This window comes from Acinetobacter sp. YH12132 (assembly GCF_013418645.1).
GTDB lineage: Bacteria > Pseudomonadota > Gammaproteobacteria > Pseudomonadales > Moraxellaceae > Acinetobacter > Acinetobacter indicus.
Genome location: NZ_VPBR01000001.1, coordinates 99303 through 125036, shown reverse-complemented (window position 1 = coordinate 125036; position 25734 = coordinate 99303). Strand labels below are relative to the sequence as shown.

Here is a 25734-nt window from a genome sequence, read left to right as displayed (position 1 = left end):
TTGTATAGTAGCCTTCCTTTTTTTTCGTCTACTCGCTTTTTTACAGCCTAAATTTCAGGAGCTTTGGTTTGAGCACCCCCGCCATTTTAGCCCTTGCCGACGGTACGATCTTCAAAGGAACGTCAATCGGTGCATCGGGTAGTACGACTGGTGAAGTCGTTTTTAACACTGCCATGACTGGCTATCAAGAAATTTTGACTGACCCGAGTTATGCACAGCAACTTGTGACTTTAACTTACCCGCATATTGGTAACACAGGTTGTAATGAAGAAGACGCAGAATCTGGTCGTATTCATAAAGTATGGGCCAACGGATTAATCATTCGTGATTTGCCTTTATTGCATAGCAACTTCCGTTCTACACAGTCTTTAGCGGATTACCTGAAGCAACACAATGTGGTTGCCATTGCCGATATCGACACGCGTAAACTGACTCGTATTTTACGTGCAAAAGGTGCGCAAAACGGTTGTATTCTGGCTGGTGAAAATATCACTGAAGAAGAAGCAATTGCAAAAGCACGTGCATTTGGCGGCTTAAACGGTTTAGACCTTGCAAAAGAATGCTGTGACCCGAACGGTTTTGAATGGACCGAAGGCTCATGGGAACTTGGCAAAGGCTTTACTCAACCTGAACTTAAATTCCATGTGGTTGCATACGACTACGGTGTCAAAACCAACATCCTGCGTATGCTGGCAGACCGCGGCTGTAAACTGACCGTTGTGCCTGCACAAACCCCTGCTGCTGACGTACTTGCGTTAAATCCAGATGGCGTGTTCCTGTCGAACGGCCCTGGCGACCCAGCTGCTTGTGATTATGCAATTGAAGCTGTAAAAACTATTGTTGAAACCACCAATCTCCCTGTGTTTGGTATCTGTTTAGGTCACCAGATTCTTGCTCTGGCTTCTGGCGCAAAAACCATGAAAATGGCGCACGGTCACCACGGTGCCAACCATCCTGTACAAAACATCGAAGATGGTACAGTGATGATTACCTCGCAAAACCACGGCTTCGCAGTGGATGAAAGCAACCTGCCAGCAGTCTTGCGTGTTACCCACCGTTCACTGTTCGATGGTACTAACCAGGGTATCCACCGTACAGACAAGCCGGCATTCAGCTTCCAGGGTCACCCTGAAGCCAGCCCAGGTCCACACGACTGTGCCCCACTGTTCGATCATTTCATCGAACTTCTTGAAGCAGCTAAGAAGTAATTAAGGAGCAAATAATGCCAAAGCGTACGGATATTAAAAGCATCTTAATTATTGGTGCTGGTCCTATTGTTATCGGTCAGGCCTGTGAGTTTGACTACTCGGGTGCTCAAGCCTGTAAAGCGCTGCGTGAAGAAGGTTACCGCGTCATTCTGGTGAACTCGAACCCGGCGACGATTATGACTGACCCGGCAATGGCGGATGCAACCTATATCGAGCCAATCACCTGGCAAACCGTTGCAGCGATCATTGAAAAAGAACGTCCAGATGCAGTTTTACCAACCATGGGCGGCCAGACTGCACTGAACTGTGCCCTTGCTCTGGATGCCAACGGTATTTTAGAAAAATACAATGTTGAGCTGATTGGCGCGACTAAAGAAGCGATTGAAAAAGCAGAAGACCGTAAACTGTTTGACGAAGCAATGCGTAAAATTGGTCTGGAATGTCCAAAAGCTGCGATTGCGGAATCTATGGAAGAAGCGCTGGACATTCAGGCGCGCTTCGGTTTCCCTGTGATTATTCGTCCATCATTCACCATGGGTGGTTCTGGTGGCGGTATCGCGTACAACCGCGAAGAATTCCTTGAAATCTGTGAACGTGGTTTCGACCTGTCTCCGACTCACCAGTTATTGATTGATGAATCACTCATTGGCTGGAAAGAATACGAGATGGAAGTTGTTCGTGACAAAAACGACAACTGTATTATCGTCTGTTCAATCGAAAACTTTGACCCAATGGGCGTGCATACTGGTGACTCCATCACAGTTGCTCCGGCACAAACATTGACCGACAAAGAATATCAACTCATGCGTAACGCGTCTTTAGCGGTACTGCGTGAAATTGGTGTAGAAACCGGTGGTTCTAACGTTCAGTTCGGTATTAACCCGAAAGATGGCCGTATGGTTATCATTGAAATGAACCCGCGTGTATCGCGTTCATCTGCCCTTGCGTCTAAAGCAACAGGTTTCCCGATTGCGAAAATCGCAGCGAAACTGGCAGTGGGTTATACCCTGGATGAGCTGAAAAACGACATCACTGGCGGTACAACTCCTGCATCGTTCGAGCCATCAATTGACTACGTTGTAACCAAGGTTCCACGTTTCAACTTCGAAAAATTCCCGCAAGCAGATGCAACACTGACGACTCAGATGAAATCTGTGGGTGAAGTAATGGCAATTGGCCGTAACTTCCAGGAATCTGTCAACAAAGCCCTTCGTGGTCTAGAAGTCGGTGCTTCTGGTTTTGATGAAAAAATCGAAGTGGGTACTGAAGGTGCGCGCGAGAAAATCCTGCAAGAACTTAAAGTTCCAGGCCCAGAGCGTATCTGGTACGTAGCGGATGCCTTCCGTCATGGCTTCACTTTAGATGAAGTATTTGAAGCGACCAAAATTGACCGCTGGTTCCTGATTCAGATTGAAGACATCATCAATACTGAAAACCAGATCAAAACTTTAGGTTTCGGTGATTTAAACGCAGACAACATCCGTGCGTTCAAACGCAAAGGTTTATCGGATCTGCGTATCGCCAACCTGATGGGTATTTCACAAAAACAATTCCGTAAACACCGCTGGAACCTGGGCGTGACTCCGGTTTACAAACGTGTGGATACATGTGCGGCAGAATTCGAATCTGATACCGCTTATATGTATTCAACTTACGATGAAGAATGTGAATCGAATCCATCTGCGAAAGACAAGATCATGGTCATCGGTGGTGGTCCTAACCGTATTGGTCAGGGTATCGAATTCGATTACTGCTGTGTACACGCGGCGCTTGCGATGCGTGAAGACGGTTATGAAACCATCATGGTGAACTGTAACCCTGAAACGGTTTCTACTGACTATGACACCTCAGATCGTCTGTACTTCGAACCAATTACTTTGGAAGATGTGCTTGAAATCGTGCGTACCGAGAAGCCTAAAGGCATTATCGTACAGTACGGTGGTCAAACACCGCTGAAACTGGCGCGTGCGTTAGAAGAGGCTGGTGCACCAATCATTGGTACATCTCCAGATGCGATTGACCGTGCCGAAGACCGTGAACGTTTCCAGCAAATGATTCAACGTCTGCAACTGCGTCAACCAAACAACAGCATCGTAAAATCTGCTGAAGAAGGTATTGCTGAAGCGGCGAAAGTGGGCTATCCACTGGTGGTACGTCCATCATACGTACTAGGTGGCCGTGCGATGGAAATCGTGTACAACGAAGAAGAATTGAAGCGTTACTTACGTGATGCCGTTCAGGCGTCGAATGATGCCCCTGTTCTTCTTGACCGCTTCCTGGATGATGCGATTGAAGTTGACGTAGACTGCGTATCTGACGGTAAAGATGTGGTGATCGGCGGGATCATGCAGCACATTGAACAGGCGGGTATTCACTCAGGTGACTCTGCATGTTCGATTCCACCTTACTCGTTATCAAACGAAGTACAGGACGAAATGCGTCGTCAAACCGTAGCGATGGCCAAAGAGCTGGGCGTTATCGGTTTAATGAACGTACAGTTCGCGGTAAAAGGCGATGACGTTTACATTCTGGAAGTGAACCCACGTGCTTCTCGTACCGTGCCGTTCGTATCTAAGTGTATCGGTGAATCATTAGCGAAAATTGCTGCACGTTGTATGGCGGGTCAATCTCTGGAGTCACAAGGCTTCACAACCGAGATTATTCCTGAGCACTTCTCTGTTAAAGAAGCGGTGTTCCCATTCAACAAGTTCCCGGGTGTTGACCCAATCCTTGGCCCTGAAATGAAATCTACAGGCGAAGTAATGGGTGTGGGTAAAACTTTTGGTGAAGCATTCTACAAAGCTGTGTTAGGCTCGAATGAACGCTTACCAGGTTTGCCAACCGAAGGCGAAATCAAGCATGCATTCATTTCGGTACGTGATTCTGATAAACCACGTGCAGCAGGTATTGCCAAACAGCTTGCAGACTTTGGCTTCAAAATTATCGCTACCGGCGGTACTTATGATGTGATCAAAGCCGCAGGAATTGAATGTGAACGTGTGAATAAAGTAACTGAAGGTCGTCCGAATATTGTGGACCGCTTGAAAAATGGCGAAATTCACCTCATTATCAATACCACTGAAGGCAAACAAGCGCAGCAGGATTCATTCTCAATCCGCCGTTCTGCCCTGCAAGGTAAGGTCTATCATACGACTACCCTGAATGGTGCCGATGCGGTATGCCAAGCGTTAGCCATTAAATTGCCGATGGATGTTTATCGTTTGCAAGATTTAAGCAAAGGTTAATTGTCTACCGAGAAGTCCCGTCACCTCTCGGTGGCGGGCTTTTTTTCATTTATAGAGCTGTATTTTTCTAATATTCAACTTGAGGGACAACAATGCAACGTTATCCTATGACTCCTGAAGGCAAAGTCGCCTTAGAGAAAGAATTACACCAGTTAAAAACTGTTGAACGCCCACGTATTACTGCTGCGATTGCAGAAGCACGTGAACACGGCGACCTAAAAGAAAATGCAGAGTATCATGCAGCACGTGAGCAGCAAGGTTTCTGTGAGGGGCGTATTCAAGACATCGAAGGTAAACTCGGTGCTTGCCAAGTCATTGATGTAAAAGAACTTGAGCAAAATGGTCGTGTTGTATTTGGGGTAACAGTAACCATTGAAAACCTTGACACAGAAGAACGTAAAACTTACAAAATTGTAGGTGATGATGAAGCAGATTTTAAAATTAATAAAATCTCTGTGAACTCTCCAATCGCGCGTGGCCTGTTGGGCAAAAATGAAGGCGATGACGTAAAAATTGTCACCCCGCAAGGTGAAGTTGAGTACGAAATCGTCAGCGTTGAATACATCTAATCCTTAGATGGTTTGACATCCCAAAGCCCCTCTTCTGAGGGGTTTTTTATTATCTTTCAAACAAAAGTTCACGAAAAAATTACAGCAAATGTATATGCTTTAATAGTCAATATTTTTCTATAAATTTTAAAATGCAGCTTATTTGGTTCCGTCAAGATTTAAGAATTCATGATCATGCAGCTCTTTGGCATACTCGCGAAGCTGGCCCTTGCATTGCCTTAGTCGTGCTATCGCCAAAACAATGGCAAGTGCACAATGATGCGCTAATTAAAATTGACTTCTATTTAAGACAACTGAATTATCTAAAAAATGAACTTGCCACGTTAAATATTCCACTTGTTATTTTAACTATTCCATTATGGAAAGACCTGCCAAATCAATTATTAAGCTTATGCCAAAATCATAATATTCAAGCTGTTCATGCCGATATAGAATTGGGTGTAAATGAATTAAAACGCGATGCTCAAACTCAACAGCTATTAGAAAAGAATAATATTCGTTTTGAGTTGTATCATGACCGAACTATTTTCCCTGTTGGAAGCATTCGTAATAAAACTGGTCATCCATATCAAGTATTTGGTGCATTTAAAAAGCAATGCTATGAGAAACTCAGCATAAGCTTGCCACAATGCTACCCAACTATTGAGGTTCAAAAACCAATTCCACAGCACAATGACTTTACAAGAGAAGTTCCACAATTAAGTGATATTTACTCAAATTCAGAAGAAAAAGTAATCAGCGAAAACCTACAAAATCTTTGGCAAATTGGTAAGCATCATGCTTGGGAACTTTTAGATGAGTTTATTGAAAATCAAGTTGAGTATTATCATATTGAACGTGATTTCCCGAATTTGAATAGCACGAGTAAACTTGCAGCTTATTTAAATATTGGCATTCTTTCTATTCGCCAATGTTTACAAGCTTTGTTTCGCCACAGTCACGGCTGTATGGAATTTGAAAACAATGGGCAACAAATTTGGTTAAATGAACTCCTTTGGCGTGAGTTTTATCAGCATATTTTATTCGACTACCCTCGCGTATCGAAAAACTTACCATTTAAATTAGACACTCAACGCATTGTATGGCGCAATGCTCCTGAAGATTTACAGGCTTGGCAGCATGGGCAAACAGGTATCCCAATTGTAGATGCTGGCATGCGACAGTTACTTGCAACGGGTTGGATGCATAACCGTGTTCGTATGATTTGCGCGATGTTTTTAAGCAAAAATTTACTGATAGATTGGCGTTTAGGCGAATCATGGTTTATGCAGCATTTAATTGATAGTGATTTGGCTGCCAATAACGGTGGATGGCAGTGGTGTGCATCTACAGGAACAGATGCTGCACCGTATTTCCGTATTTTCAACCCTGTAAGTCAGTCGCAAAAGTTTGATGCAAATGGCGATTATATTCGTCAATGGGTACCTGAAATTTCACATTTAAATGCGAAACAAATTCACGAACCTTATGCGAAAAATCCACAACTAAAATTGGATTATCCAAAGCCGATTGTAGATTTAAAAAGCAGTCGTGTTCGTGCAATTGAGGCCTTTAAGCATTTGAGTTAACTTCGGCTATAATGGCGTTACGCTTGTTCTTTGATTGCTCTTATGGCTGAACCCTTAATTAATTCCCCTGTTAAGCATTGGTGTGAATTCGAATTTATTTCTAAAACTATGAAAAACCCTAATATTCACATTAAGGGAAACTATTCTTATTATTCTGCTTATTGGGATCAGGGTTTTGAGCGTTGTGTTGTGCGTTATTTGCATGACAAGCCTTCTACGCCTGAGAAGCCAATTGATCAGCTTTATATTGGCAATTTCGTGTGTTTTGGGGCGGAATGCGTGATTATGATGGGCGGTAATCAGTTACACCGAACTGACTGGATTTCTGCCTTTCCGTTTGATACGCGCAGTTTTGTACCTGCTGGCGATACTGTTATTGGTGATGGTTGCTGGATTGGCTCACGTGCCATGATTATGCAAGGCGTGACGCTGGGTGAAGGTGCAATTGTGGCAACTGGTGCGGTCGTAACAAAAGACGTTCCACCTTATGCCGTGGTGGGAGGAGTTCCTGCCAAAATTATTAAATATCGCTTTCCACAAGAAGATATAGAAAAACTGCTTTCCCTTAAAATTTACGAGATGGATGAAAAGCAGTTTTTAAAGATGCGGGAACAGTTGCAGACAGAGGATGTTGCTGCTTTGGTTGATTATTTCAAAGACTGCTGATTATTCCCTTGGACTTTTGCTTAGGCCAAGCATCAGGTCAAAACTTTCATCTAATCGATATTAAAACTCAAAAAACCTGAGCTAAACACATTCTAAAGCTAGACTTAATGAAATAAGCCTTCAACTTTAGTGTAAACTGCTGATTAATTACTCAAAAACATGTTAAATTAGAAAGGCTTAAACTTTCTTAAAAAAATAATTATCCCTATGAAATTACTGGGTTTTATTATTTAAAAATAAGCGCTAAGATAACATTAAGGCAATAGAAAGTGTTCCCTCAATTTTTTATTGTTGAATGACACAATAAGGAGAAATAACGATGGCATTTCAACACATTTTAGTTCCAGTGGACGGTTCTGAAACTTCTTACGCAGCAGTTGCCAAAGCAGTCGAGCTTGCCAAAGCTTTCGGCAGTAAAGTAACCGTTGCACAGGTGTTAACACTCGATCCATATATTGCATCAGAATACATTTCAGCAGGCCAGACCAATGACCTGATTGAACGTGCGCGTGTGTCTATTCTCAAAACACTGGATGAAGCCAAAGCAAAATTCCAGGAACAAGGTGTAGCAGTTGAGTCTCGTCTGCTTGAAGGTCAAGTGATTCATCGTGAAATTGCACGTGCTGCAACTGAAATGAATGCAGACCTGATTGTGATGGGTTCTCATGGCCGTACCGGTTTGAAAAAGTTATTCCTCGGTAGCGTCGCGCAAAGCGTACTGGGCGAAGGTAATGTTCCTGTACTCATCGTACGTTAATCTTTCCTCCAGAAAATTCCCTGTACCTGCGGGTATGGGGAATTTTTTATTTTTAGGGCTGCCATTGATACTGCTTTAAGCTCACCTTGTTATTCAGGACCACTACACCCTCCTGTATCAGTTTTAACGCCTGTATATTTTCACCCTGCGCATTGATTTTGCTTAGGCTAATTTTCCCTTGCGCATTTAGCACCCGATGCCATGGCAACACATGCCCCGGTGCCAGATGTTTCAGTACATAACCCACCAGACGCGCATGTTTCGGCAAACCGGCCAGTTTTGCAATCTGACCATAGGTGGCAACTTTACCAGGTGGAATCTGGGCAATCACCGCGGTGATATAAGCGGCCAACTCCTGACTGGGACGTGCTGGAATAGACATAAAAAGAATCTTAGAGTGTTGAAATCTATTGGGATGAAAAGCTGTGCTGGTTAGAAAAGCTAGGCTTAAAAAACTAGAGGACATGCAGTTGCACATCCTCCTGTATTCACCTTGAGTTAAAAAGCGGATGCAACACTTTAGATGGCTTGTCCAAAGGTATCGCAATCATTCATATTGCCCGACTTCAGACCAGTATTAAACCATTGCACGCGCTGGGCACTGGTACCATGGGTAAAGCTATCCGGCACTACTTGTCCGCTCGAACGTTTTTGCAAATAGTCATCGCCAATTTTATGTGCGGCATCCATCGCTTCCTGTACATCGCCCTGTTCCAGGAATTGAGTACGCTGATGGTTATGATGCGCCCAGACACCGGCCAGACAATCGGCCTGAAGTTCCTGACGAACCGATAACTGGTTGCCTTCGACCTGACTGGCACGCTGACGCATCTGCTGTACCTGTCCGGAAATCCCCAGAATGGTCTGAATATGATGGCCGACTTCATGTGCAATCACATAAGCCTGGGCAAAATCTCCAGCCTGATCCTGACGCGATAATTCGGTCTGGTTCTGCTCGCCGGAAATTCCCATCTGGGTGCGCATATCTTTAAAGAAACCAGTATCTAAATAGACTTTCTGATCGGCCGGGCAATAAAACGGCCCCATGGCAGCGCTGGCATTGCCACAGGCGGAACTGACCGCACCATTAAACATCACCAGTTTGGGTGGCACATATTGCTGGTTCAGCTGCTGGGCAAACACCTGCGTCCAGGTATCTTCGGTATCGGCCAGAATGGTACCAATAAACTCCATCGATTCCTGCTGCTCCGGCGTCGGATTTTCCAGACCACGCGTTTCCGCGCTCTGCCCCTGATTGGTCACCTGTTTGGTGGCCTGATAGGCTGTTTGCGGATCGACCCCAAAAAACTTCCAGGCCACAAAAGCCACCACCAGACCCAGAATACTGATCCCGCCGGCTTTGGCACCGCCACCACCGCGACGATCTTCTACATTGCTACTGACGCGACGACCTTTCCAACGCATAGCAATCTCCTTATTATCTTTATCTCTTGGCTAGAATTTTACATAGTTTAAGAGGCTTTGGAACGTGGCCAGACCTTTTTCACCAGACCAATTAGCGCCACCACAATCAAACCGGCAATAAAGCCCACAGCAAAATTGATCAAGGTTGGAGTAAGCGCACCAAAAATACTGCCGATATTGGGAATTTCCTGCACGTATTCCACACTGTCTTCGGTAAAGTGATGTACCAATGGAATAGCGTGGTTGATAATCCCGCCGCCCACCAGGAACATGGCCAGAGTCCCGACAATCGACAGGATTTTCATCAAGATTGGCGCAAAGGCCAACAAGCCGCGCCCGACCGACTGTTTAAAATTAGAAGCCTGTTCCGAGAGATGCAGCCCAATATCATCAATCTTGACAATAAATGCCACTAACCCATAGACCCCAATGGTCATGGCGATGGCAATAATACTCAGCACTGTGACTTTTACACCAAAGGCCGCGGTAGCTACAGTACCCAAGGAAATGACAATAATCTCTGCCGAGAGAATAAAGTCGGTCCGGACTGCCCCTTTGATTTTTTCATTTTCAAACGTGGCCAGATCGGTTTCGGTTTTAATTAATTCCTGCTGCGCTTCTTCGGCAGTTTTGGCTTTTTTCTTGTGCAAGGAATGCAGGACTTTTTCAACCCCTTCATAACATAAGAATAAACCGCCCACGACCAGTAACGGGTTAATCAGCCACGGCGCCACCACGCTAATCAGTAGAGCTAAAGGCACCAGAATCAGTTTATTGACAAAAGAACCTTTGGCCACGCGCCAGACCACCGGCAGTTCCCGCTCCGAACGTACACCGCTGACCTGCTGGGCATTCAGGGCCAGATCATCACCGAGTACACCGGCCGTTTTCTTTGCGGCCATTTTACTCATGACCGCCACATCATCTAAAACAGTGGCAATATCATCTAATAATAGTAATAAGCTACTCGCCATAATTTTTATCCTTATCGTGTTCTAGGCTTATTCTAAGGAGAAATCTTCCAAAACTTTGTATTTACTTCATTAATAAATCTTTAAAATTTCCAGACAATTGTTGATTCTGTTCGGCTTATCCCGTGACATTCAAAAATATTATGCCGTACAATGTAGCCCAATCATCGGTATAGAAATGTCGTAACAACGACTTGGAAGAGATAATGAGTAATCAAGATAATCGTCCTGTTATTTTGACTGGCGACCGTCCAACCGGACAACTTCACCTCGGTCATTTTGTAGGTTCTTTACGTTCACGTGTAGGTTTACAGGATTCTCACCATCAACATCTTTTACTTGCCGATGCTCAAGCCCTGACTGATAACGCCGACAACTTTGAAAAAGTACGTCGTAATATTATTGAAGTGGCGACCGATTACCTGGCCGTGGGCATTGACCCGACCAAAACCACCATTTGTGTTCAGTCTTGCCTGCCGGCCTTGAATGAACTGACCATGCTGTATTTAAACTTTGTCACTGTGGCACGTTTAGAGCGCAACCCGACCATTAAATCTGAAATTCAGATGCGTGGTTTTGAACGTGATATTCCAGCTGGTTTCCTGTGCTATCCAGTTGCCCAAGCGGCCGATATTACCGCGTTTAAAGCGACTGTAGTGCCCGTGGGTGAAGATCAGATTCCTATGATCGAACAGACCAACGAAATTGTACGCCGCATTAACCGTCAGGTAGGTCAGGACCTGCTGCCTGAATGTAAAGCACTGCTGTCGAATGTTGGCCGTTTACCTGGTTTTGATGGTAAAGCCAAAATGTCAAAATCATTGGGCAACACCATTGTGCTCGATGCTACTGACAAAGACATTAAAAAAGCAGTAAATGCCATGTACACCGACCCGAACCACCTCCGCATTGAAGATCCGGGCCAGGTTGAAGGCAACGTGGTATTTACCTACCTAGATGCTTTCGATCCGAACAAAGAAGAACTGGAAGAATTAAAAGCCCATTATCGCCGTGGTGGTCTGGGTGATGGTACCGTGAAAAAACGTCTGGAAGGCATTTTAAAAGAGCTGATTGGTCCAATCCGTGAACGCCGTTTAGAACTGGCCAAAGATCCGGATTACATCATGGATATCTTAAAGACCGGTACCGATAAGTGCCGTGACATTACTCAAGCCACTTTAGATGAAGTTAAAGCCGGTTTAGGGGTGTTCCGCTTCTAAGCCCCATGCTGATCTTGAAAAGCCTTTCCTCGCGAAAGGCTTTTTTATGCTACGTTTACAATGATGGAGAAAATATGGAGAGAAATGTCACACAATTTTTATAGAAGCAACAATCTTTAACATGAATTTACCTGAACGCTGCTGAACCCTGCCTCATGCCGGCGTATTCTAGTCATATGTTCTAGGAGCAATCCTAATTCATAACATTTCTCCTTTACCGAAACTGTGCAAGCAGATTCGTTGTTCTACGCAATGATCACCCCAATCATTGCGTATTTTTTTGCCTAAAATATGCAGGTTTTTTAGACAAAAACGCGGCCTAATGCTATGCTAGGCGCATTCAATAATAATATATATTTTGAATATCAATAATTTAAACACAACAGAACAATAGAGTATTCAGTTATGTGGGATTTGCTCACTCACCCTTCCAATCTGATTTTTAGTGTCTGTATCTGCCTGCTGTTTTTCTTTGCCCTGCTGGAAGTGTTTCTGTTACTGGCCGGTGGCGGCAGTCAGGGCATTCTGGACCAGTTCCTGCCAGATGACTTAATTCCGCATAAAGATGTAGAAGTGAATATTGATGGTTCTAGTGGCCTGTTGGTCCAGTTTCTGGACTGGCTGTACATTGGCCGGGTACCGCTGCTGATCTGGCTGATTATTTTCCTGACCTTATATGGTTTGTCTGGCCTGATTTTACAATCAGTGCTGTTTCAATGGATCGGTCAATATATTACAGCCTGGATAATGGCACCGGCCTGTCTGTTTCTGAGCATGCCCCTGGTGCGTTATAGCGCCATGCTGATTGCCCGCATTTTACCGCAAGATGAAACCACCGCCATTTATAGTGACGAGCTGATTGGCCGCACAGCCACCATTATTTTAGGTGTGGCTACTCCCAATTCTCCGGCAGAAGCCAAAGTGCAGGATCAGCATGGTCTGACCCACTATATTCTGGTAGAACCGGAACAGGACGAAAGTTTTCAACAGGGTCAATCCGTAATTTTAACGGGGAGAACCAAAATTGGCTTTTATGCCATGCATTTAAATTAACAACTGAAAAACACAAGAGATAACAATGTTAAGTTCAAATATGTATAACGTCTTGATTATTGCCGGAATTATTTTCCTGGCCTTATTTGTGATTGGTTTAATCCTGGCCCGCCTGTATCGCCGCTCTAGCAAGGAAATTTCCTTTGTGCGTACCGGTTTTGGCGGTGAGCATGTCATTCTCGGCGGGGGGGCGATTGTGTTACCGGTGCTGCATGAAATTATTCCGGTCAATATGAATACCCTGCGTCTGGAAGTGCGCCGTGCTGAAGATCAGGCCCTGATTACCCGCGACCGTATGCGTGTCGATGTCATGGCCGAATTTTATGTGCGGGTTAAACCGACCGCTGAATCTATTGCCACCGCAGCACAAACGCTGGGGCAAAAAACCATGTCCCCGAATGAATTAAAAAATCTGGTCGAAGGTAAATTTGTCGATTCTTTACGTGCCGTAGCCGCAGAAATGGCGATGGAAGAACTGCATGAAAAACGCGTCGACTTCGTACAGAAAGTACAGCAGGTGGTGTCGGAAGATCTGTTTAAAAACGGTCTGGAACTGGAAACTGTATCTTTAACCGGACTGGATCAGACCAGTTTCCGCTACTTTAACCCGCAAAATGCTTTCGATGCCGAAGGTCTGACCAAATTAACCGAAACCATTGAAGACCGTCGTCGTAAACGTAACGACATTGAACAGGATGCCGACTTAGCCATTAAAGCCAAAAACCTGGAAGCCGAACAGGCGCGCCTGCAGATTCTTCGTGAAGAAGAATATGCCAAGTTACAGCAAGAACGTGAAATTTCGGTACGCCGTGCTGAACAGCTGGCGGAAATTGCAGCCCAGGAAGCAGCCAAAAAACGTGAAGCGGAAGAAGCCCGCATTGCTGCTGAACGTGAAATTGAACTGAAACGGATTGGCTCAGCACGTGATGTCGCCAATGAAAATATTTTAAAAGAACAGCTAGTCCAAAAAGCCCAAGTGGAACAGAAGAAAACCATTGAGCTGGCCGAACAGGACCGCGCCATTGCCATTGCGGAAAAATCCCGTGCCGAATCTGAAGCCAAAGCGCAGGCCGATTTAGCCCGTGCTCAAGCGGTAAAAGCAGAAGAAGAAGTGATTACCGTACGTGAAACCCAGCGCGCAGAACGTGCCAAGGCAGTCGAGCTGGTGGCTGCCAAGCAGGCCGCTGAAAAAGATGCGATTGCCATTACTGTTGCTGCTGAAGCGGGCAAACAGGCGGCGGTCGATGAAGCGGAAGCGGTGCGGATTACCGCAGAAGCCAATGCAGAACAGCTGCGTTTAAAAGCGCGTGGTGAAGCCGATGCCAAAGTCCTGCTGGCACAAGCGATGGAAAAACAGTATCAGGTTGATGCTGAAGGTACCCGTGCAGTCAACGAAGCCAATAACATCCTGTCGACGGAACAGGTCGAAATGCAGGTACGTCTGGCCATGCTGAAATACCTGCCAGAAATTATCCGTGAAAGCGTCAAGCCAATGGAAAATATTGATGACATCAAGATTCTGCACGTCAATGGTTTAAATGGGATGGGCAGCGCACATGTCGATGGCAGCGAACACGGTCATGGTCAAGTGGCCCTGTCTGATCAGGTGGTGAACAGTGCCCTGCGCTATCGTTCGCAAGCGCCGTTAATTGACAGCCTGATGAGTGAACTGGGTATTCATGGCGGTGATATTAACGGTCTGACCCAAAGCCTGAAATCTCAGCCGAAAATCAATCAGGAAACTTCATCAACTTAAATGAGGTGAATAAAAAAACGCAGCTAAGGCTGCGTTTTTTATGGCTGTTTTTCAATGTTCTATGATGAAGACAGTGGCTGATGAACTTCAAATTTTTCCAGCTGTCCATCTTGATCATAATGTAAGGTCAGATTTTTGGCCTGCTGCAAATACGCCATTTCAGTTGTGTCGACCTGAAAACTTTCCGCCAGCTGCTCAGTCTGAATATGCTCCGGAAAAGCCCGGCGCTCATTATCACGAAAACGCAGCCAGTTATACACAGCCCAGATCAGCAGAATCAGAATAAACACCATAATCGCCAGCCCCAGATAAAACAGGCTGAACGAGCTTTGCGGCGCCGACATCACAAACAGCTGCTCATATACGGTATAGCCCTGAAACAGCCACAGCAACATAGTGATCAGAGGCAGGAATAACCAGATCCAGGCCAGCCAGCCCAGAAAGAATAGTCCATAGCCTGCGGCCTTGTTACGTACATAGCGCGGCTCATCAATATATTCTGGTAGCTCCAGCTGAGCTTCATCCTCAATCATTTTAAATTTAGCCATGCTCGTGCTCCTTGGTAAAACCACGGTCCGGGCTGACCCAGCGTGCACGTTTCTGCTTTTTCAGCAAAGTTTTTGGCACAGACACCACCGTGGTCAGCGCGGTAATCAGCCAGAAAAATAGCGGATACCAGATTACCCAGAAATAGGTTCTCAAGGTACGGTTTTTATCATATTGATGATCGATCATTAAGCTGACCAGAAACTGCAGCAAACAGGTCAGGCCCAAAATCACCCCGTACCACTGCGGCAGAATCGATTGAATCGCCCACTCACCCGGCAAGGGGAAAAACAGCCCATAAAAATACAGCACAAAGATGCCCATAATCACATAGGCCCATAGCACGCTGATGATCGATTCAATCACAATCGGCCACATCCGTCTAAGGCGCCATTTAAACAGTTTTGGCACATAGGCAATCAGCACTTCAATCCCGCCTTGTGCCCAGCGCAAGCGCTGTTTCCAGAGACCTTTAAACGTTTCCGGCATATAGATATAACACAGGGCTTTGGGCACATATTGCAAATCCCAGTGGTCGAACTGCAAACGCCACGAAACATCAATATCTTCCGTAATCATGTCATCACGCCAGTAGCCAATCCGGTCCAGCGCGGTTTTACGAAAACCGGCAATCGCACCTGATACGGTAAAAATCCGGCCATAGGTGCGCTGCGCGCGTTTAATCAATCCAATAATCGAGGAAAACTCACCAACCTGAATTTTACCCAGCACACTGGAGCGGTTAATAATCCGTGGATTACCGGTAACCGCCCCGACACGCGGGAAGCTGGTCAGCTGATGCATCATCCAGAATACCGCGTGTGGATGCAGCAGCGCATCACCATCAATACAGACCAGAAATTCATAGCGACTGACCATTGCCCCGGCTCTTAAGGCATAGGCTTTGCCCTGGTTTTCGGCCAGATGGACCACCCGCAGCTTTGGATATTGCGTGGCCAGTTCATCCAGAATTGCTGCAGTCCGGTCCTGACTGCCATCATTGACTGCAATTACTTCAAATTCCGGATACTGGCTTTGCATGGCAAACTTGATGGTACGTCTGACCTGCTCTTCTTCATTGAAGCAAGGAATGATAATACTGCAGCCTTCATCGCTCGGTTCAGGGAAATGATCCTGACGGTATTCCCGTTTAAAATAAAACCAGATCCCGCCTGCAATCCACAGCCAGGCCATCAGCAAGGGATATAAAAATGCAAAACCAAAATAAAAATCATTAAAACTCAATTTCGAGAACACTTCCATCATTGCGGCTCTCCCTGTTCCAGGACATAGGGATCACGATAACTCAGCGGACTTGCATTCAGGCTCAACGCCCGGTACAGGTGCTGATGCACGGCCTGCCCATGGGTCGGCTGATAATTATCAATACCAATTTTTTGAATGCCCTGACGTCTCAGCTGCTGATATATCTGCTGATAATGTCGCCACTCTGTTGCAGTGCTATCCGAATTGATCTGCAAGTTAATCATCAAATGCTGCTTTTCCCGCTCATTTAACTGGTTTAAAGCCTGATGCAGATTTTTGATGGCTTGGGGGGATGCCAACGGATCGACAGCCAGATACAGGAAATCGGCATGATCCGGCAGTTGCTGCAGCAGTTTTTTCAGTCCGTCAAGTGGCTGATTCTGAATCTCCAGCTTTAATGCAGTCTGATAGTTGTTACTGATATTGGCATAGTATTTACCCTGGCTTTTGGTCCGGTTCTTGATGCTCAACACCTGTTGCAGCTGTGCCTGACAGCTTGCACTCCATTCAGCCTGAAATACGGCGCAATGTAACGCATCGCCGGTTTCAATCATCAGCCCTTCAATCGAGCTGTTGTTTTTCACCAGATCTGCGGTCAATTCTGCCAGATCATAACCTTGCCGGGTTTCCAGACTCAGCGGCATTTCTGCATATACCCGATTAGCAATCCGGGTCCGGGCCTGCCATACCACCCGGTTCAGCAAATCCTGAGCCACCGGCAAGCTTCGATTCGGAAAATAAGCCACATCAATTTTACCATCGGCATTCTGATCGGCCACCGCATTTAGGACCAGCGTATTGGATTGAAAGGCATTGACCTGATTGAGCAGCTGGCTCAAATGTGCTTCTGATGCGGTGATATTGCTCCCTGCCAGATCTGCCAGGTTAATGCGTAATAAACTTTTACGCTGCTTATGCGGCGCCCGGCTATTCATTAAGAAGTCTTTAATTTCACCAAACACTTCTTCTGGTGATGGGTTTTCCGTAATCAGGGCACGCTGATAGGTGGTATCGGCATCGGCCAACGTCAATACACTGCCCAGACTAAACGACATTGGTAGACCGGCTTCACGGGCCAGCGCTTCAGTTTCCTTGGTCACCGCACCATACGGCCAGAAAATGGCACGGGTATTGATTCCCAACTCACGATCCAGAATCTGCTTTGATTGACGCAAGTCTTTTACCACTCGCTTCGCATAGGCGCGATCAGATTCATAACGCTGCTGGGCCGGGAAATATTCACGGGTAATCGCGGCTGGCTGCTGGTTTAGCTGCGGATTGGCAATAATCCCGTGATGCAAGTCATCACTGTGTGAGGCAAACTCGACCAGACCGGATTGCTGCATTTCACGCATCTGCGGCCAGTTCATCAGGTTGCCCTCCCCATAGGCTTCATAGGCATCTTTGGTATTGCCATTAATCCAGCTGGTCGGAATGGCAAAAACAGCCGGAACCTGATGCAGCTTTAATAAGGGGAAAATATGGCTATAGCTGCTGAGTGCGCCATCATCAATGGTAATTAATACTGCTTTTTCCGGTAAGGCTGTCTTGTGCTGACGGGCCCGCCAGACATCTTCTAGCCGAATGGGCTGCCAGCCATGTTCTTTAATCCATTGCAGGAACTGGGCAAAGTTATGGGTACTGATGGCGTATAAATCACGGTCACCCTGTTTGGCAACGTCATCACGCACATCATGAAAAGTTAAGGTAACAAATTCATAGGCCTGCGCATCAAGCGGCGCTGTAGTTGCTGCTGGCGCTGTGCTGGTCTCGGCCTGCACGGTCAAAGGAGAATAAACACATGCAGCGATACAGGCACTCAGGAGTAAAGCGGGTTTCATTTGCATTAGAATCGTCCTTCAAAGCCGAATACTGCATAGGTTTTTTCTTCTGTTTTGCCATCGTATGGATGGCTGCCCCAACCAATGCCATAGTGCAGTTTCCAGGTTCGTGACACATGCCAGTCATGGCGATACAACAGGTTATATATCGGCTCATTGGAATAGTCTTTCTGTCCAAATGTGCCCAGCGTCAGTTCAAAATGCTGATTAAAATGTTGCTCATAACGACGCCAGGTCATCCAGTCATGTTCCAGTTTCAGCTCTAAACTATGGCTGGATTCAGGATTAAAATAATCCACGGCGACGGGCTTATTTTTTCCATAATAGCCGCTGAGCGTGGCACGACTCAGATGATGCGGGGCCTGATAAAACTGCTGGCTAAAATAGGCCTGATATTCCTGACGGGTGTTGCCATCATCAATATCGGTCAATTGAAATTGTGCACCGGCTTTACGCGACTCGTTGGCCTGCCAGTTAAAACCCGCCCGATACGACTGTCCTTCATGTGCTTTGGCCATTGCCTGCAACGGAATATCGGCCTGGGTATTCACCGCCAGATGATATTGCCAATGATCATTTAACCAGTGTGACCAGTCCAGTGCAGCGCCCACACGGTCTTCATCTAAAGATTGAGACAGCAACAGGCTGGCATACTTGCGATCTTTGGACCAGGCCACACCCAGACCTAAACGCGGATCATCCAGGGTGCCATCTTCATAACGCCCCTGCCGATGCTGATGGTCAATAAAAACCTGATAATGCTCATTTAGCCACGGGCTGTTAAGACGGGTCCAATGAGTACGCTCTTCTGAACCTTTTAAACGGTTCAGCAACTGTTCCTGATCGGAACGACTTTCAGAAAAATAACTTTCATGCTGAATGCTGAAATGATCGCGATCCTTTAATTCTTTGCGGCTTAATTGCACACCGGTATCATCTGCAGCCGTCTGTAACAAGGCCTGATTCAGCTGACGCCAGCCCCTAATATCATTCAGGGCTTGGGCATTTTGCATCTGGTTAATCTGGGTGATTTGACTGACCTGATCCAGGCCATTCCACTGCTCCAGCGTTTGTTGGGAAGTCAGTGGTTTTTCACGCCAGCGCTGAATTTGTGCCAGATTGTTCTGATAGGCCAGATTATTCGGTGCAATTGAAACCAGGGTTTCAAAATACTGCTCGGCTTTGGCATGTTCGTTGCGGTAGGCATAGTTCAGCCCTTTTAAAGCCAGATACTGCTCCCGGTCTTCATGGGTACTGCGGTCCACGCCTTTGGCCTCGCTATAACGATAACGCGGTAACTGACGGTCCATGTCCTGAATCAGCTGATCAGCCTGCTTGAATTTTTCCTGTTCGATATAGGCATAATACAAACCAGCATACACCGTATAGTCTGCATAGTTCTTTTCCTGAAACAGGCTTAAATACACCGGTTCAGCCAGTTCCGGTTGTCGGGTGGCCAGATAGGCATCGGCAATGGCATGGCGTACATAAGCCGGCCAGTTTGCAATTGGCTGATGCTGCTGTTGCACAATTTTCAAGACCTGCTGATGACGCTTACGCTGTCCCAAGGCATACAGATAATCGGCATAGAATGCGCGCTGCAGTTCGGCGTCAGCTGCCACCTGTGGTTCATGTGCAGCCATATCGGCCAGTACCGCATCCAGCTCGGTATAGGCTGTTGCATATTCACTGCGCAGTTGTGCCGTTTTATAGGCCTGTACTGCATTCTGAATCCGGGTAGAAAACTGGTGCTGTTTGACTTGCAATAATAAACGAGGATGGCTCTGTGCTAACTGTTGTTGCAGCAGATAGTTCTCTGCTGCATGATGCTTGCCATTAAGCATCAGCGACAGTACATATTGTTCATGGCCTGCAATGCTGCTTTGCTTTTTTAATCCGGCTTCGGCTGCCTGCAAGGCTTGTACCGGCATATTCAGGATACGATAGGTATAAGACAGTAAACTCAGGTCATCGGCACTAAGCTGTTGCCATTGCAGGTTTTTCAGCAACGTTTTAGCGGCTGCTGCCTGACCCGACTCGGCTTCCAGTACCGCGTGCCAGACTTTGCCGCTGGCCTGGGTATTTAAAGGCTGAAACCGGGCCAGATACGCTTTGGCCTGAGCGTACTGCTTGGCATCACGGAGCACCTTGATAGCGCTGACCTGGGCATAGGCAGGAAAGGTTTTAGGTTGAATCTGCTGCGTTAGGCGGTATAAATCCTGTGGATGTACCACAGGCTGACCATAGGCCAAAACTAGATAATCCGCAATTAACTTTTGATCTGTGGGAAATTGAGCTAATAACGCCTGCAAGCGATTGAGTCCAGAGACCACCTGCCCGGACCGAACCATCTCCACCGCGTGCTCACGTTGCTGATCAAGCGTATTGGCATGAGCAGAAGAAAAAAATAAAAAAGAGCAAAGCGACAGACACTGAATCGGCATGATCGTTGTTATTTTGATCATATAAATTCTCAAGTTTCTGATAATTATTGCTCGATATTCTATTAAAGTGTGATGTAAATCACAATTACAAGGCAATCATTTTATTTGTTTTGTATGCTTTACTTTTTCCTCAATAGAAGCGTCATCATTATCTATGTTCTTTGCCATAAAAAACCCCAAGAACTGGGGTTTTTTAGTCAGGTAGGTTTTACACCAAACCTTTGGCCTGCAATACTTTCAGCATGGTTGAACCGAGCTCGGCCGGGCTACGGGTATAAGCCATTCCGGCACGTTCAAAGGCAGCAAATTTCTCCTCTGCGGTTCCTTTACCGCCAGAAATAATCGCGCCAGCATGGCCCATGCGTTTGCCTTTTGGTGCGGTTACACCGGCAATATAGCCCACCACAGGCTTGGTCACATGCGCCTGAATGTATTCGGCTGCTTCTTCTTCGGCTGTGCCGCCAATCTCACCAATCATGATAATGGCTTCAGTTTGAGGATCGTCCTGAAACAGTTTCAGACAGTCAATCTGGTTCATGCCCGGAATCGGATCACCGCCGATGCCGATACAGGTCGACTGGCCCAGACCCAATTTGGTGGTTTGCGCAACCGCTTCATAGGTCAGCGTTCCTGAACGCGAGATAATCCCGATTTTCCCTGGCTGATGAATATGACCTGGCATAATCCCGATCTTACATTCGCCCGGGGTGATAATACCCGGACAGTTCGGGCCAATCAGGCGTGTACCATTACCATTGGTTTCCAGATAGCGTTTGGCTTTTAGCATATCTAGGGTCGGTACACCTTCAGTAATTACCACAATCAGTTCAATACCGGCATCGACTGCTTCAACAATCGAGTCCAGTACAAAAGGTGCGGGTACATAAATCACCGAAGCATCGGCCTGAGTTTCACGAACTGCCTGCTTCATGGTGTTAAATACTGGCAGGTCTAAATGGGTTTGACCACCTTTACCTGGAGTTACACCGCCGACAACACGCGTGCCATAATCCAGCGCCTGAGCCGAATGAAAGGTTCCGTTTTTACCAGTGAAACCCTGAACCAATACTTTTGTGTCTTTATTTACTAATACGCTCATGATGCATCTCCTTAAGCTTTTACCGCAGCAACAATTTTTTCTGCAGCATCGGCCAGGCCATTTGCAGAAATTAAGGTCAGGCCAGATTCATCCAGTAATTTGGCCCCCAGTTCAGCATTGTTTCCTTCCAGACGTACCACCACCGGCACGCTGACATTGACTTCCTGAACTGCTGCAATAATCGCTTCCGCAATCATGTCACAACGTACAATCCCACCAAAAATATTGATTAATACTCCCTGAACCGAATTGTCGGCCAGAATAATTTTAAATGCTTCAATCACGCGCTCTTTGGTTGCACCGCCACCGACATCAAGGAAGTTGGCCGGTTGACCACCATACAATTTGATGATGTCCATGGTTGCCATGGCAAGACCGGCACCATTGACCATACAGCCAATATTACCTTCTAGCGCTACATAGTTCAGATCGAACTCAGAGGCTTTCAGTTCGCGCTCATTTTCCTGACTCTTGTCACGCAGCGCCGCCACTTCCGGCAAACGGTACAGCGCATTGGAATCAATGCCAACTTTGGCATCGACACATAAAATTTCACCGTTTTCACGTACAGACAGCGGGTTAATTTCAAACAGGGCAAAATCGTTTTCAATAAAGGCCTGATACGCCGCGGTCATGATTTTGACAAACTGGTTGATTTGTCCATCTTTTAAGTTCAGGGCAAACGCAACTTCACGTGCCTGAAATGGTAATAAACCGACTAGAGGATCAACTTCAACTTTAATAATTTTTTCTGGGGTTTCTTCTGCGACTTTTTCAATTTCGACCCCACCTTCGGTTGAGGCCATAAAGGTCACGCGACGGCTAGAACGATCCACCACGGCACCTAAATATAATTCACGCTCTACCGGATAGACATCCTGGGCCACCAGAATACTGTTCACCGGCTGGCCATTGGCATCGGTCTGATAAGTGACCAGTCGAGTACCGATCAGCTGATTGGCATACTCTGCCGCTTCTTCAGCCGATTTCACCACTTTCACACCACCCGCCTTACCACGGCCACCCGCATGCACCTGGGCTTTCATGACAGCGAATTTGCCACCGAGCTGTTCAAATGCCTGTACTGCTTCATCTGCATTGGTTGCAAGCAGACCTTCCTGCACCGGCATACCATATTTTTTTAATAGCGCTTTGGCTTGGTACTCATGTAGATTCATTTATTTACCTTTTACTACTTTTCACGTTTTTTTATGACTCGCTAAAACTCCAACATCCATCGTCGTGAGTATTAACATTTATACAGTTTTATCGTTTTAGTTTTAGATGATTATTCAAACAAAAACAACCACCAAATGAAAAAGAGCGGTCGAAACCGCTCTTTTTTTATTTATTTACGCTTACGCTGAATCGCGTGGATGGCACGTCCATCGACGGCCAGTGCCGCTTCGTGCACCACCTCAGAGAAGGTTGGGTGACCGAATGTCATTAATTGTAAATCTTCAACTGAAGATACAAATTCAAGCGCGATCATACCTTGGTGAACAATGTCAGACGCCGCAGGTCCAATCACGTGCATACCCAGTAAACGATCTGTTTTAGCATCGGCAACGAACTTCACGAAACCAGCACCTTCACCGGCAGCTAAAGCCCGGCCGTTGACTGCGAAACCGAATTGACCGGTTTTCACTTCATGACCTTTTTCTTTGGCCTGCTCTTCTGTTAAACCTACCCACGCCGCTTCAGGGTGTGTATAGATGACAGAGATGATGGTGTCATAGTTCACTTGAGCAGCATGACCGTGAATACGTTCAACTGCCATTACGCCTTCTTCCATGGCTTTGTGTGCCAGCATTGGACCGCGTACCAAGTCACCAATTGCGTATACGCCTTCAACAGAAGTCGCACACCAGTCGTTCACTTCAACCAGACCACGTTCAGTCAGTTTGATACCACAGTCATCAGCCAGTAAGCCTTCAGCATACGCACGACGACCCACACACACGATCAGCTTGTCGAAAGTCTGTTCTTTCTCTTCGCCGCCTTGGGTGTATTTTACAGTTACTTCACGACCGTTGACTTCAGTGCCAGACACTTTCGCGCCTACACGGATATCCAGACCCTGTTTGGTCAGCAGTTTCTGGTAGTCTTTTGCCAGCGCTTTATCCGCCATTGGCAAGAAGGCATCCATTGCTTCAAATACAACAACTTCAGCACCTAGACGACGCCATACTGAACCAAGCTCCAGACCGATCACGCCGGCACCAATCACACCTAAACGCTTCGGTACTTCAGGGAACTCAAGCGCGCCAGTAGAGTCAACAATAATGTCTTGATCAACAGGAGCTACCGGAATGTTCACTGGTACAGAACCAGACGCAAGAATTACGTATTTTGGTTCTAGAACCTGAGTTTCACCTTCGTGAGGAACAAACTCAACTTTCTTACCCGCCAGTAATTTACCAGTACCTTTTAACCATTCGATACCATTGCCTTTCAGCAACTGGTCAATACCGCCAGTCAACTGGTCAACAATCTTGTCTTTACGTGCCAGTAATTTAGACAGGTCAAAGTTTACTTCACCTGTCGTAATACCATGATCAGCCAGGTGATGAACGGTATCTTCATAACGGTGTGAAGAATCAAGCAGTGCTTTAGACGGGATACAGCCCACGTTTAAGCAGGTACCACCTAAAGATGGTTTACCTTTGTGGATGCGTTTTTCGATACATGCCACTTTAAAACCAAGCTGAGCCGCACGAATGGCTGCTTCATAACCGCCTGGACCACCGCCAATAACAACTAAATCAAATTGTTGAGACATTTTTATCTCCAATCAATCTCTCTAAATCCCCCCTTTTGCTCAAGGGGGAACCTTTCCCCTCTTTTTTAGAGGGGTTAGGAGAGATTTTTAATTAATAAATTATAAGTCAAGGATAAGTTTAGCTGGCTCTTCTAACAATTCTTTGATTGTTACAAGGAAACCTACCGCTTCTTTACCATCGATTAAACGGTGGTCATAAGACAGCGCTAAATACATCATTGGCAAGATTTCAACCTGACCATTGACTGCCATAGGACGTTCCTGGATTTTGTGCATACCCAGAATAGCAGTTTGTGGTGTATTCAGAATTGGCGTAGACAGCAGTGAACCGAAAGTACCACCGTTAGTAATGGTGAATGTACCGCCAGTCATGTCTTCAATCGCAAGTTTACCTTCACGTGCTTTCGCAGCATAAGCACCAATGCCAGATTCAACTTCAGCGTAGTTCATACGGTCTGTATCACGTAATACAGGAACCACCAGACCACGGTCAGAAGATACAGCTACACCGATGTCATAGTAACCGTGATAAACGATATCGTCGCCATCAATTGATGCGTTGACTGCTGGGTAACGTTTTAGCGCTTCAGTCGCAGCTTTTACGAAGAATGACATGAAGCCAAGACGCGCACCGTGGCGTTTTTCAAATGCGTCTTTATATTGCTTACGCATTTCCATGATTGGTTTCATGTTCACTTCGTTGAACGTCGTCAACATTGCAGTTTCTTGAGTCGCTGCAAGTAAACGTTCAGCTACACGCTTACGTAAACGCGTCATAGGAACACGTTTCTCGATACGCTCGCCTACTGCTGCAGTTAAAGGCGCAGCCGCTGGTTTCGCCTGATGGTTTGCCACATCTTCTTTGGTGATGCGACCGCCACGGCCTGTACCTTGTACGTCAGCAGCGTTGATACCTGTTTCAGTCAATGCTTTACGCACTGCTGGTGCCTGGTCCGCAACTGGTTGAGCACGCTCAACTACAGGTGCTGCACCTGCTTCAGTTTTCGCAGCGGCCTGTTCAACTTTCTCTTCAGACTGAACTGCTTGAGTTTGCGCAGCGCCAGATACAGCACCTTCTTCAAACTGTGCAATCACTTCATTTGAAAGTACAGTATCGCCTTCATTTTTAATGATTTGAGCAATCGTACCGTCTGCAGGAGCTACAACTTCCAGAACAACTTTGTCAGTTTCAATGTCACAGATCACTTCATCACGTGATACTGCTTCACCTGGTTGTTTGTGCCAAGTCGCGATTGTTCCATCTGCAACTGACTCTGGAAATACCGGTGCTTTAATTTCGGTTGCCATTACTTCGAAT

20 protein-coding genes are annotated in these 25734 nt (G+C 46.2%); 9 read left to right on the top strand and 11 right to left on the bottom strand.

Features of this window, described 5'->3' with window-relative positions; translation table 11 throughout:
• Window positions 1-68 precede the first annotated feature (68 nt).
• The 6 genes from carA to FTU67_RS00535 all read left to right on the top strand — a co-directional run bounded on the left by carA (window position 69) and on the right by FTU67_RS00535 (window position 8013).
• A complete protein-coding gene (gene carA / locus FTU67_RS00560; protein WP_005176309.1) occupies window positions 69-1208 on the top strand; it encodes a glutamine-hydrolyzing carbamoyl-phosphate synthase small subunit in 1140 nt (379 codons plus the stop codon).
• 14 nt (window positions 1209-1222) lie between these two features.
• Complete coding sequence (gene carB / locus FTU67_RS00555) at window positions 1223-4453, top strand: carbamoyl-phosphate synthase large subunit (protein WP_016659941.1); 3231 nt, start codon at window positions 1223-1225, stop codon at window positions 4451-4453.
• A 92-nt stretch (window positions 4454-4545) separates the two neighbouring features.
• Entirely contained in the window at window positions 4546-5022 is a 477-nt protein-coding gene (gene greA / locus FTU67_RS00550) for a transcription elongation factor GreA (RefSeq protein WP_152342225.1), read from the top strand.
• Between the two features lie 131 nt (window positions 5023-5153).
• Window positions 5154-6590, top strand: coding sequence for a deoxyribodipyrimidine photo-lyase (locus tag FTU67_RS00545; protein ID WP_180061307.1), 1437 nt, complete (start codon window positions 5154-5156; stop codon window positions 6588-6590).
• Window positions 6591-6632: 42 nt separating this feature from the next.
• Complete coding sequence (locus FTU67_RS00540; RefSeq protein ID WP_005176296.1) at window positions 6633-7256, top strand: CatB-related O-acetyltransferase; 624 nt, start codon at window positions 6633-6635, stop codon at window positions 7254-7256.
• A gap of 319 nt (window positions 7257-7575) precedes the next feature.
• Window positions 7576-8013: a universal stress protein gene (locus FTU67_RS00535; protein WP_005176293.1), complete on the top strand. Its 438-nt coding sequence runs from the start codon at window positions 7576-7578 to the stop codon at window positions 8011-8013.
• Window positions 8014-8065: 52 nt separating this feature from the next.
• Here the strand turns inward: FTU67_RS00535 and FTU67_RS00530 are convergent, their stop codons facing one another.
• From FTU67_RS00530 to FTU67_RS00520, 3 genes are all read right to left on the bottom strand, one after another.
• The gene (locus tag FTU67_RS00530) at window positions 8066-8395 is read right to left on the bottom strand and encodes an MGMT family protein (RefSeq protein WP_168390664.1); all 330 of its coding nucleotides are present in this window, start codon (window positions 8393-8395) and stop codon (window positions 8066-8068) included.
• Between the two features lie 137 nt (window positions 8396-8532).
• Complete coding sequence (locus tag FTU67_RS00525; RefSeq protein WP_005176288.1) at window positions 8533-9438, bottom strand: neutral zinc metallopeptidase; 906 nt, start codon at window positions 9436-9438, stop codon at window positions 8533-8535.
• Between the two features lie 47 nt (window positions 9439-9485).
• The gene (locus FTU67_RS00520; RefSeq protein WP_075174426.1) at window positions 9486-10412 is read right to left on the bottom strand and encodes a DUF808 domain-containing protein; all 927 of its coding nucleotides are present in this window, start codon (window positions 10410-10412) and stop codon (window positions 9486-9488) included.
• 203 nt (window positions 10413-10615) lie between these two features.
• On the opposite strand from FTU67_RS00520, the gene trpS reads away from it, so the two are divergent.
• The 3 genes from trpS to FTU67_RS00505 all read left to right on the top strand — a co-directional run bounded on the left by trpS (window position 10616) and on the right by FTU67_RS00505 (window position 14438).
• The gene (gene trpS, locus FTU67_RS00515; protein ID WP_005176282.1) at window positions 10616-11629 is read left to right on the top strand and encodes a tryptophan--tRNA ligase; all 1014 of its coding nucleotides are present in this window, start codon (window positions 10616-10618) and stop codon (window positions 11627-11629) included.
• Between the two features lie 405 nt (window positions 11630-12034).
• On the top strand, window positions 12035-12682 hold the full coding sequence (locus tag FTU67_RS00510) for a YqiJ family protein (protein WP_005176281.1): 648 nt from the start codon (window positions 12035-12037) through the stop codon (window positions 12680-12682).
• Between the two features lie 25 nt (window positions 12683-12707).
• Window positions 12708-14438, top strand: coding sequence for a flotillin family protein (locus tag FTU67_RS00505; RefSeq protein WP_127798958.1), 1731 nt, complete (start codon window positions 12708-12710; stop codon window positions 14436-14438).
• 59 nt (window positions 14439-14497) lie between these two features.
• Here the strand turns inward: FTU67_RS00505 and pgaD are convergent, their stop codons facing one another.
• The 8 genes from pgaD to odhB all read right to left on the bottom strand — a co-directional run bounded on the left by pgaD (window position 14498) and on the right by odhB (window position 25724).
• The gene (pgaD, locus tag FTU67_RS00500; protein WP_005176275.1) at window positions 14498-14986 is read right to left on the bottom strand and encodes a poly-beta-1,6-N-acetyl-D-glucosamine biosynthesis protein PgaD; all 489 of its coding nucleotides are present in this window, start codon (window positions 14984-14986) and stop codon (window positions 14498-14500) included.
• Window positions 14979-16247 (bottom strand): poly-beta-1,6-N-acetyl-D-glucosamine synthase, encoded by a 1269-nt coding sequence (pgaC, locus tag FTU67_RS00495; protein ID WP_171260915.1) that lies wholly within the window; start codon window positions 16245-16247, stop codon window positions 14979-14981. The genes pgaD and pgaC overlap by 8 nt, the downstream gene beginning before the upstream one ends.
• A complete protein-coding gene (gene pgaB, locus FTU67_RS00490) occupies window positions 16247-18097 on the bottom strand; it encodes a poly-beta-1,6-N-acetyl-D-glucosamine N-deacetylase PgaB (RefSeq protein WP_180006794.1) in 1851 nt (616 codons plus the stop codon). The genes pgaC and pgaB overlap by 1 nt, the downstream gene beginning before the upstream one ends.
• Entirely contained in the window at window positions 18097-20556 is a 2460-nt protein-coding gene (pgaA, locus tag FTU67_RS00485; RefSeq protein ID WP_180006795.1) for a poly-beta-1,6 N-acetyl-D-glucosamine export porin PgaA, read from the bottom strand. Before pgaA ends, pgaB begins: the two co-directional genes overlap by 1 nt.
• Before the next feature lie 187 nt (window positions 20557-20743).
• Window positions 20744-21634 (bottom strand): succinate--CoA ligase subunit alpha, encoded by an 891-nt coding sequence (gene sucD, locus FTU67_RS00480; protein ID WP_104471739.1) that lies wholly within the window; start codon window positions 21632-21634, stop codon window positions 20744-20746.
• An 11-nt stretch (window positions 21635-21645) separates the two neighbouring features.
• On the bottom strand, window positions 21646-22812 hold the full coding sequence (gene sucC, locus FTU67_RS00475) for an ADP-forming succinate--CoA ligase subunit beta (protein WP_005176263.1): 1167 nt from the start codon (window positions 22810-22812) through the stop codon (window positions 21646-21648).
• A gap of 170 nt (window positions 22813-22982) precedes the next feature.
• Window positions 22983-24416: a dihydrolipoyl dehydrogenase gene (gene lpdA, locus FTU67_RS00470; protein ID WP_045796462.1), complete on the bottom strand. Its 1434-nt coding sequence runs from the start codon at window positions 24414-24416 to the stop codon at window positions 22983-22985.
• 99 nt (window positions 24417-24515) lie between these two features.
• Window positions 24516-25724 (bottom strand): 2-oxoglutarate dehydrogenase complex dihydrolipoyllysine-residue succinyltransferase, encoded by a 1209-nt coding sequence (gene odhB / locus FTU67_RS00465; RefSeq protein ID WP_104471741.1) that lies wholly within the window; start codon window positions 25722-25724, stop codon window positions 24516-24518.
• Window positions 25725-25734 lie beyond the last annotated feature (10 nt).

Bases quoted from the DNA above. Each gene is read 5' to 3' on its own strand.
- odhB (WP_104471741.1), bottom strand. From the start codon at position 25,724: ATGGCAACCGAAATTAAAGCACCGGTATTTCCAGAGTCAGTTGCAGAT.
- FTU67_RS00525 (WP_005176288.1), bottom strand. From the start codon at position 9,438: ATGCGTTGGAAAGGTCGTCGCGTCAGTAGCAATGTAGAAGATCGTCGC.
- FTU67_RS00520 (WP_075174426.1), bottom strand. From the start codon at position 10,412: ATGGCGAGTAGCTTATTACTATTATTAGATGATATTGCCACTGTTTTA.
- FTU67_RS00530 (WP_168390664.1), bottom strand. From the start codon at position 8,395: ATGTCTATTCCAGCACGTCCCAGTCAGGAGTTGGCCGCTTATATCACC.
- FTU67_RS00540 (WP_005176296.1), top strand. From the start codon at position 6,633: ATGGCTGAACCCTTAATTAATTCCCCTGTTAAGCATTGGTGTGAATTC.
- carB (WP_016659941.1), top strand. From the start codon at position 1,223: ATGCCAAAGCGTACGGATATTAAAAGCATCTTAATTATTGGTGCTGGT.
- FTU67_RS00505 (WP_127798958.1), top strand. From the start codon at position 12,708: ATGTTAAGTTCAAATATGTATAACGTCTTGATTATTGCCGGAATTATT.
- sucD (WP_104471739.1), bottom strand. From the start codon at position 21,634: ATGAGCGTATTAGTAAATAAAGACACAAAAGTATTGGTTCAGGGTTTC.
- pgaC (WP_171260915.1), bottom strand. From the start codon at position 16,247: ATGGAAGTGTTCTCGAAATTGAGTTTTAATGATTTTTATTTTGGTTTT.
- lpdA (WP_045796462.1), bottom strand. From the start codon at position 24,416: ATGTCTCAACAATTTGATTTAGTTGTTATTGGCGGTGGTCCAGGCGGT.
- pgaA (WP_180006795.1), bottom strand. From the start codon at position 20,556: ATGATCAAAATAACAACGATCATGCCGATTCAGTGTCTGTCGCTTTGC.
- FTU67_RS00535 (WP_005176293.1), top strand. From the start codon at position 7,576: ATGGCATTTCAACACATTTTAGTTCCAGTGGACGGTTCTGAAACTTCT.
- pgaD (WP_005176275.1), bottom strand. From the start codon at position 14,986: ATGGCTAAATTTAAAATGATTGAGGATGAAGCTCAGCTGGAGCTACCA.
- sucC (WP_005176263.1), bottom strand. From the start codon at position 22,812: ATGAATCTACATGAGTACCAAGCCAAAGCGCTATTAAAAAAATATGGT.
- FTU67_RS00545 (WP_180061307.1), top strand. From the start codon at position 5,154: ATGCAGCTTATTTGGTTCCGTCAAGATTTAAGAATTCATGATCATGCA.
- pgaB (WP_180006794.1), bottom strand. From the start codon at position 18,097: ATGCAAATGAAACCCGCTTTACTCCTGAGTGCCTGTATCGCTGCATGT.
- trpS (WP_005176282.1), top strand. From the start codon at position 10,616: ATGAGTAATCAAGATAATCGTCCTGTTATTTTGACTGGCGACCGTCCA.
- FTU67_RS00510 (WP_005176281.1), top strand. From the start codon at position 12,035: ATGTGGGATTTGCTCACTCACCCTTCCAATCTGATTTTTAGTGTCTGT.
- greA (WP_152342225.1), top strand. From the start codon at position 4,546: ATGCAACGTTATCCTATGACTCCTGAAGGCAAAGTCGCCTTAGAGAAA.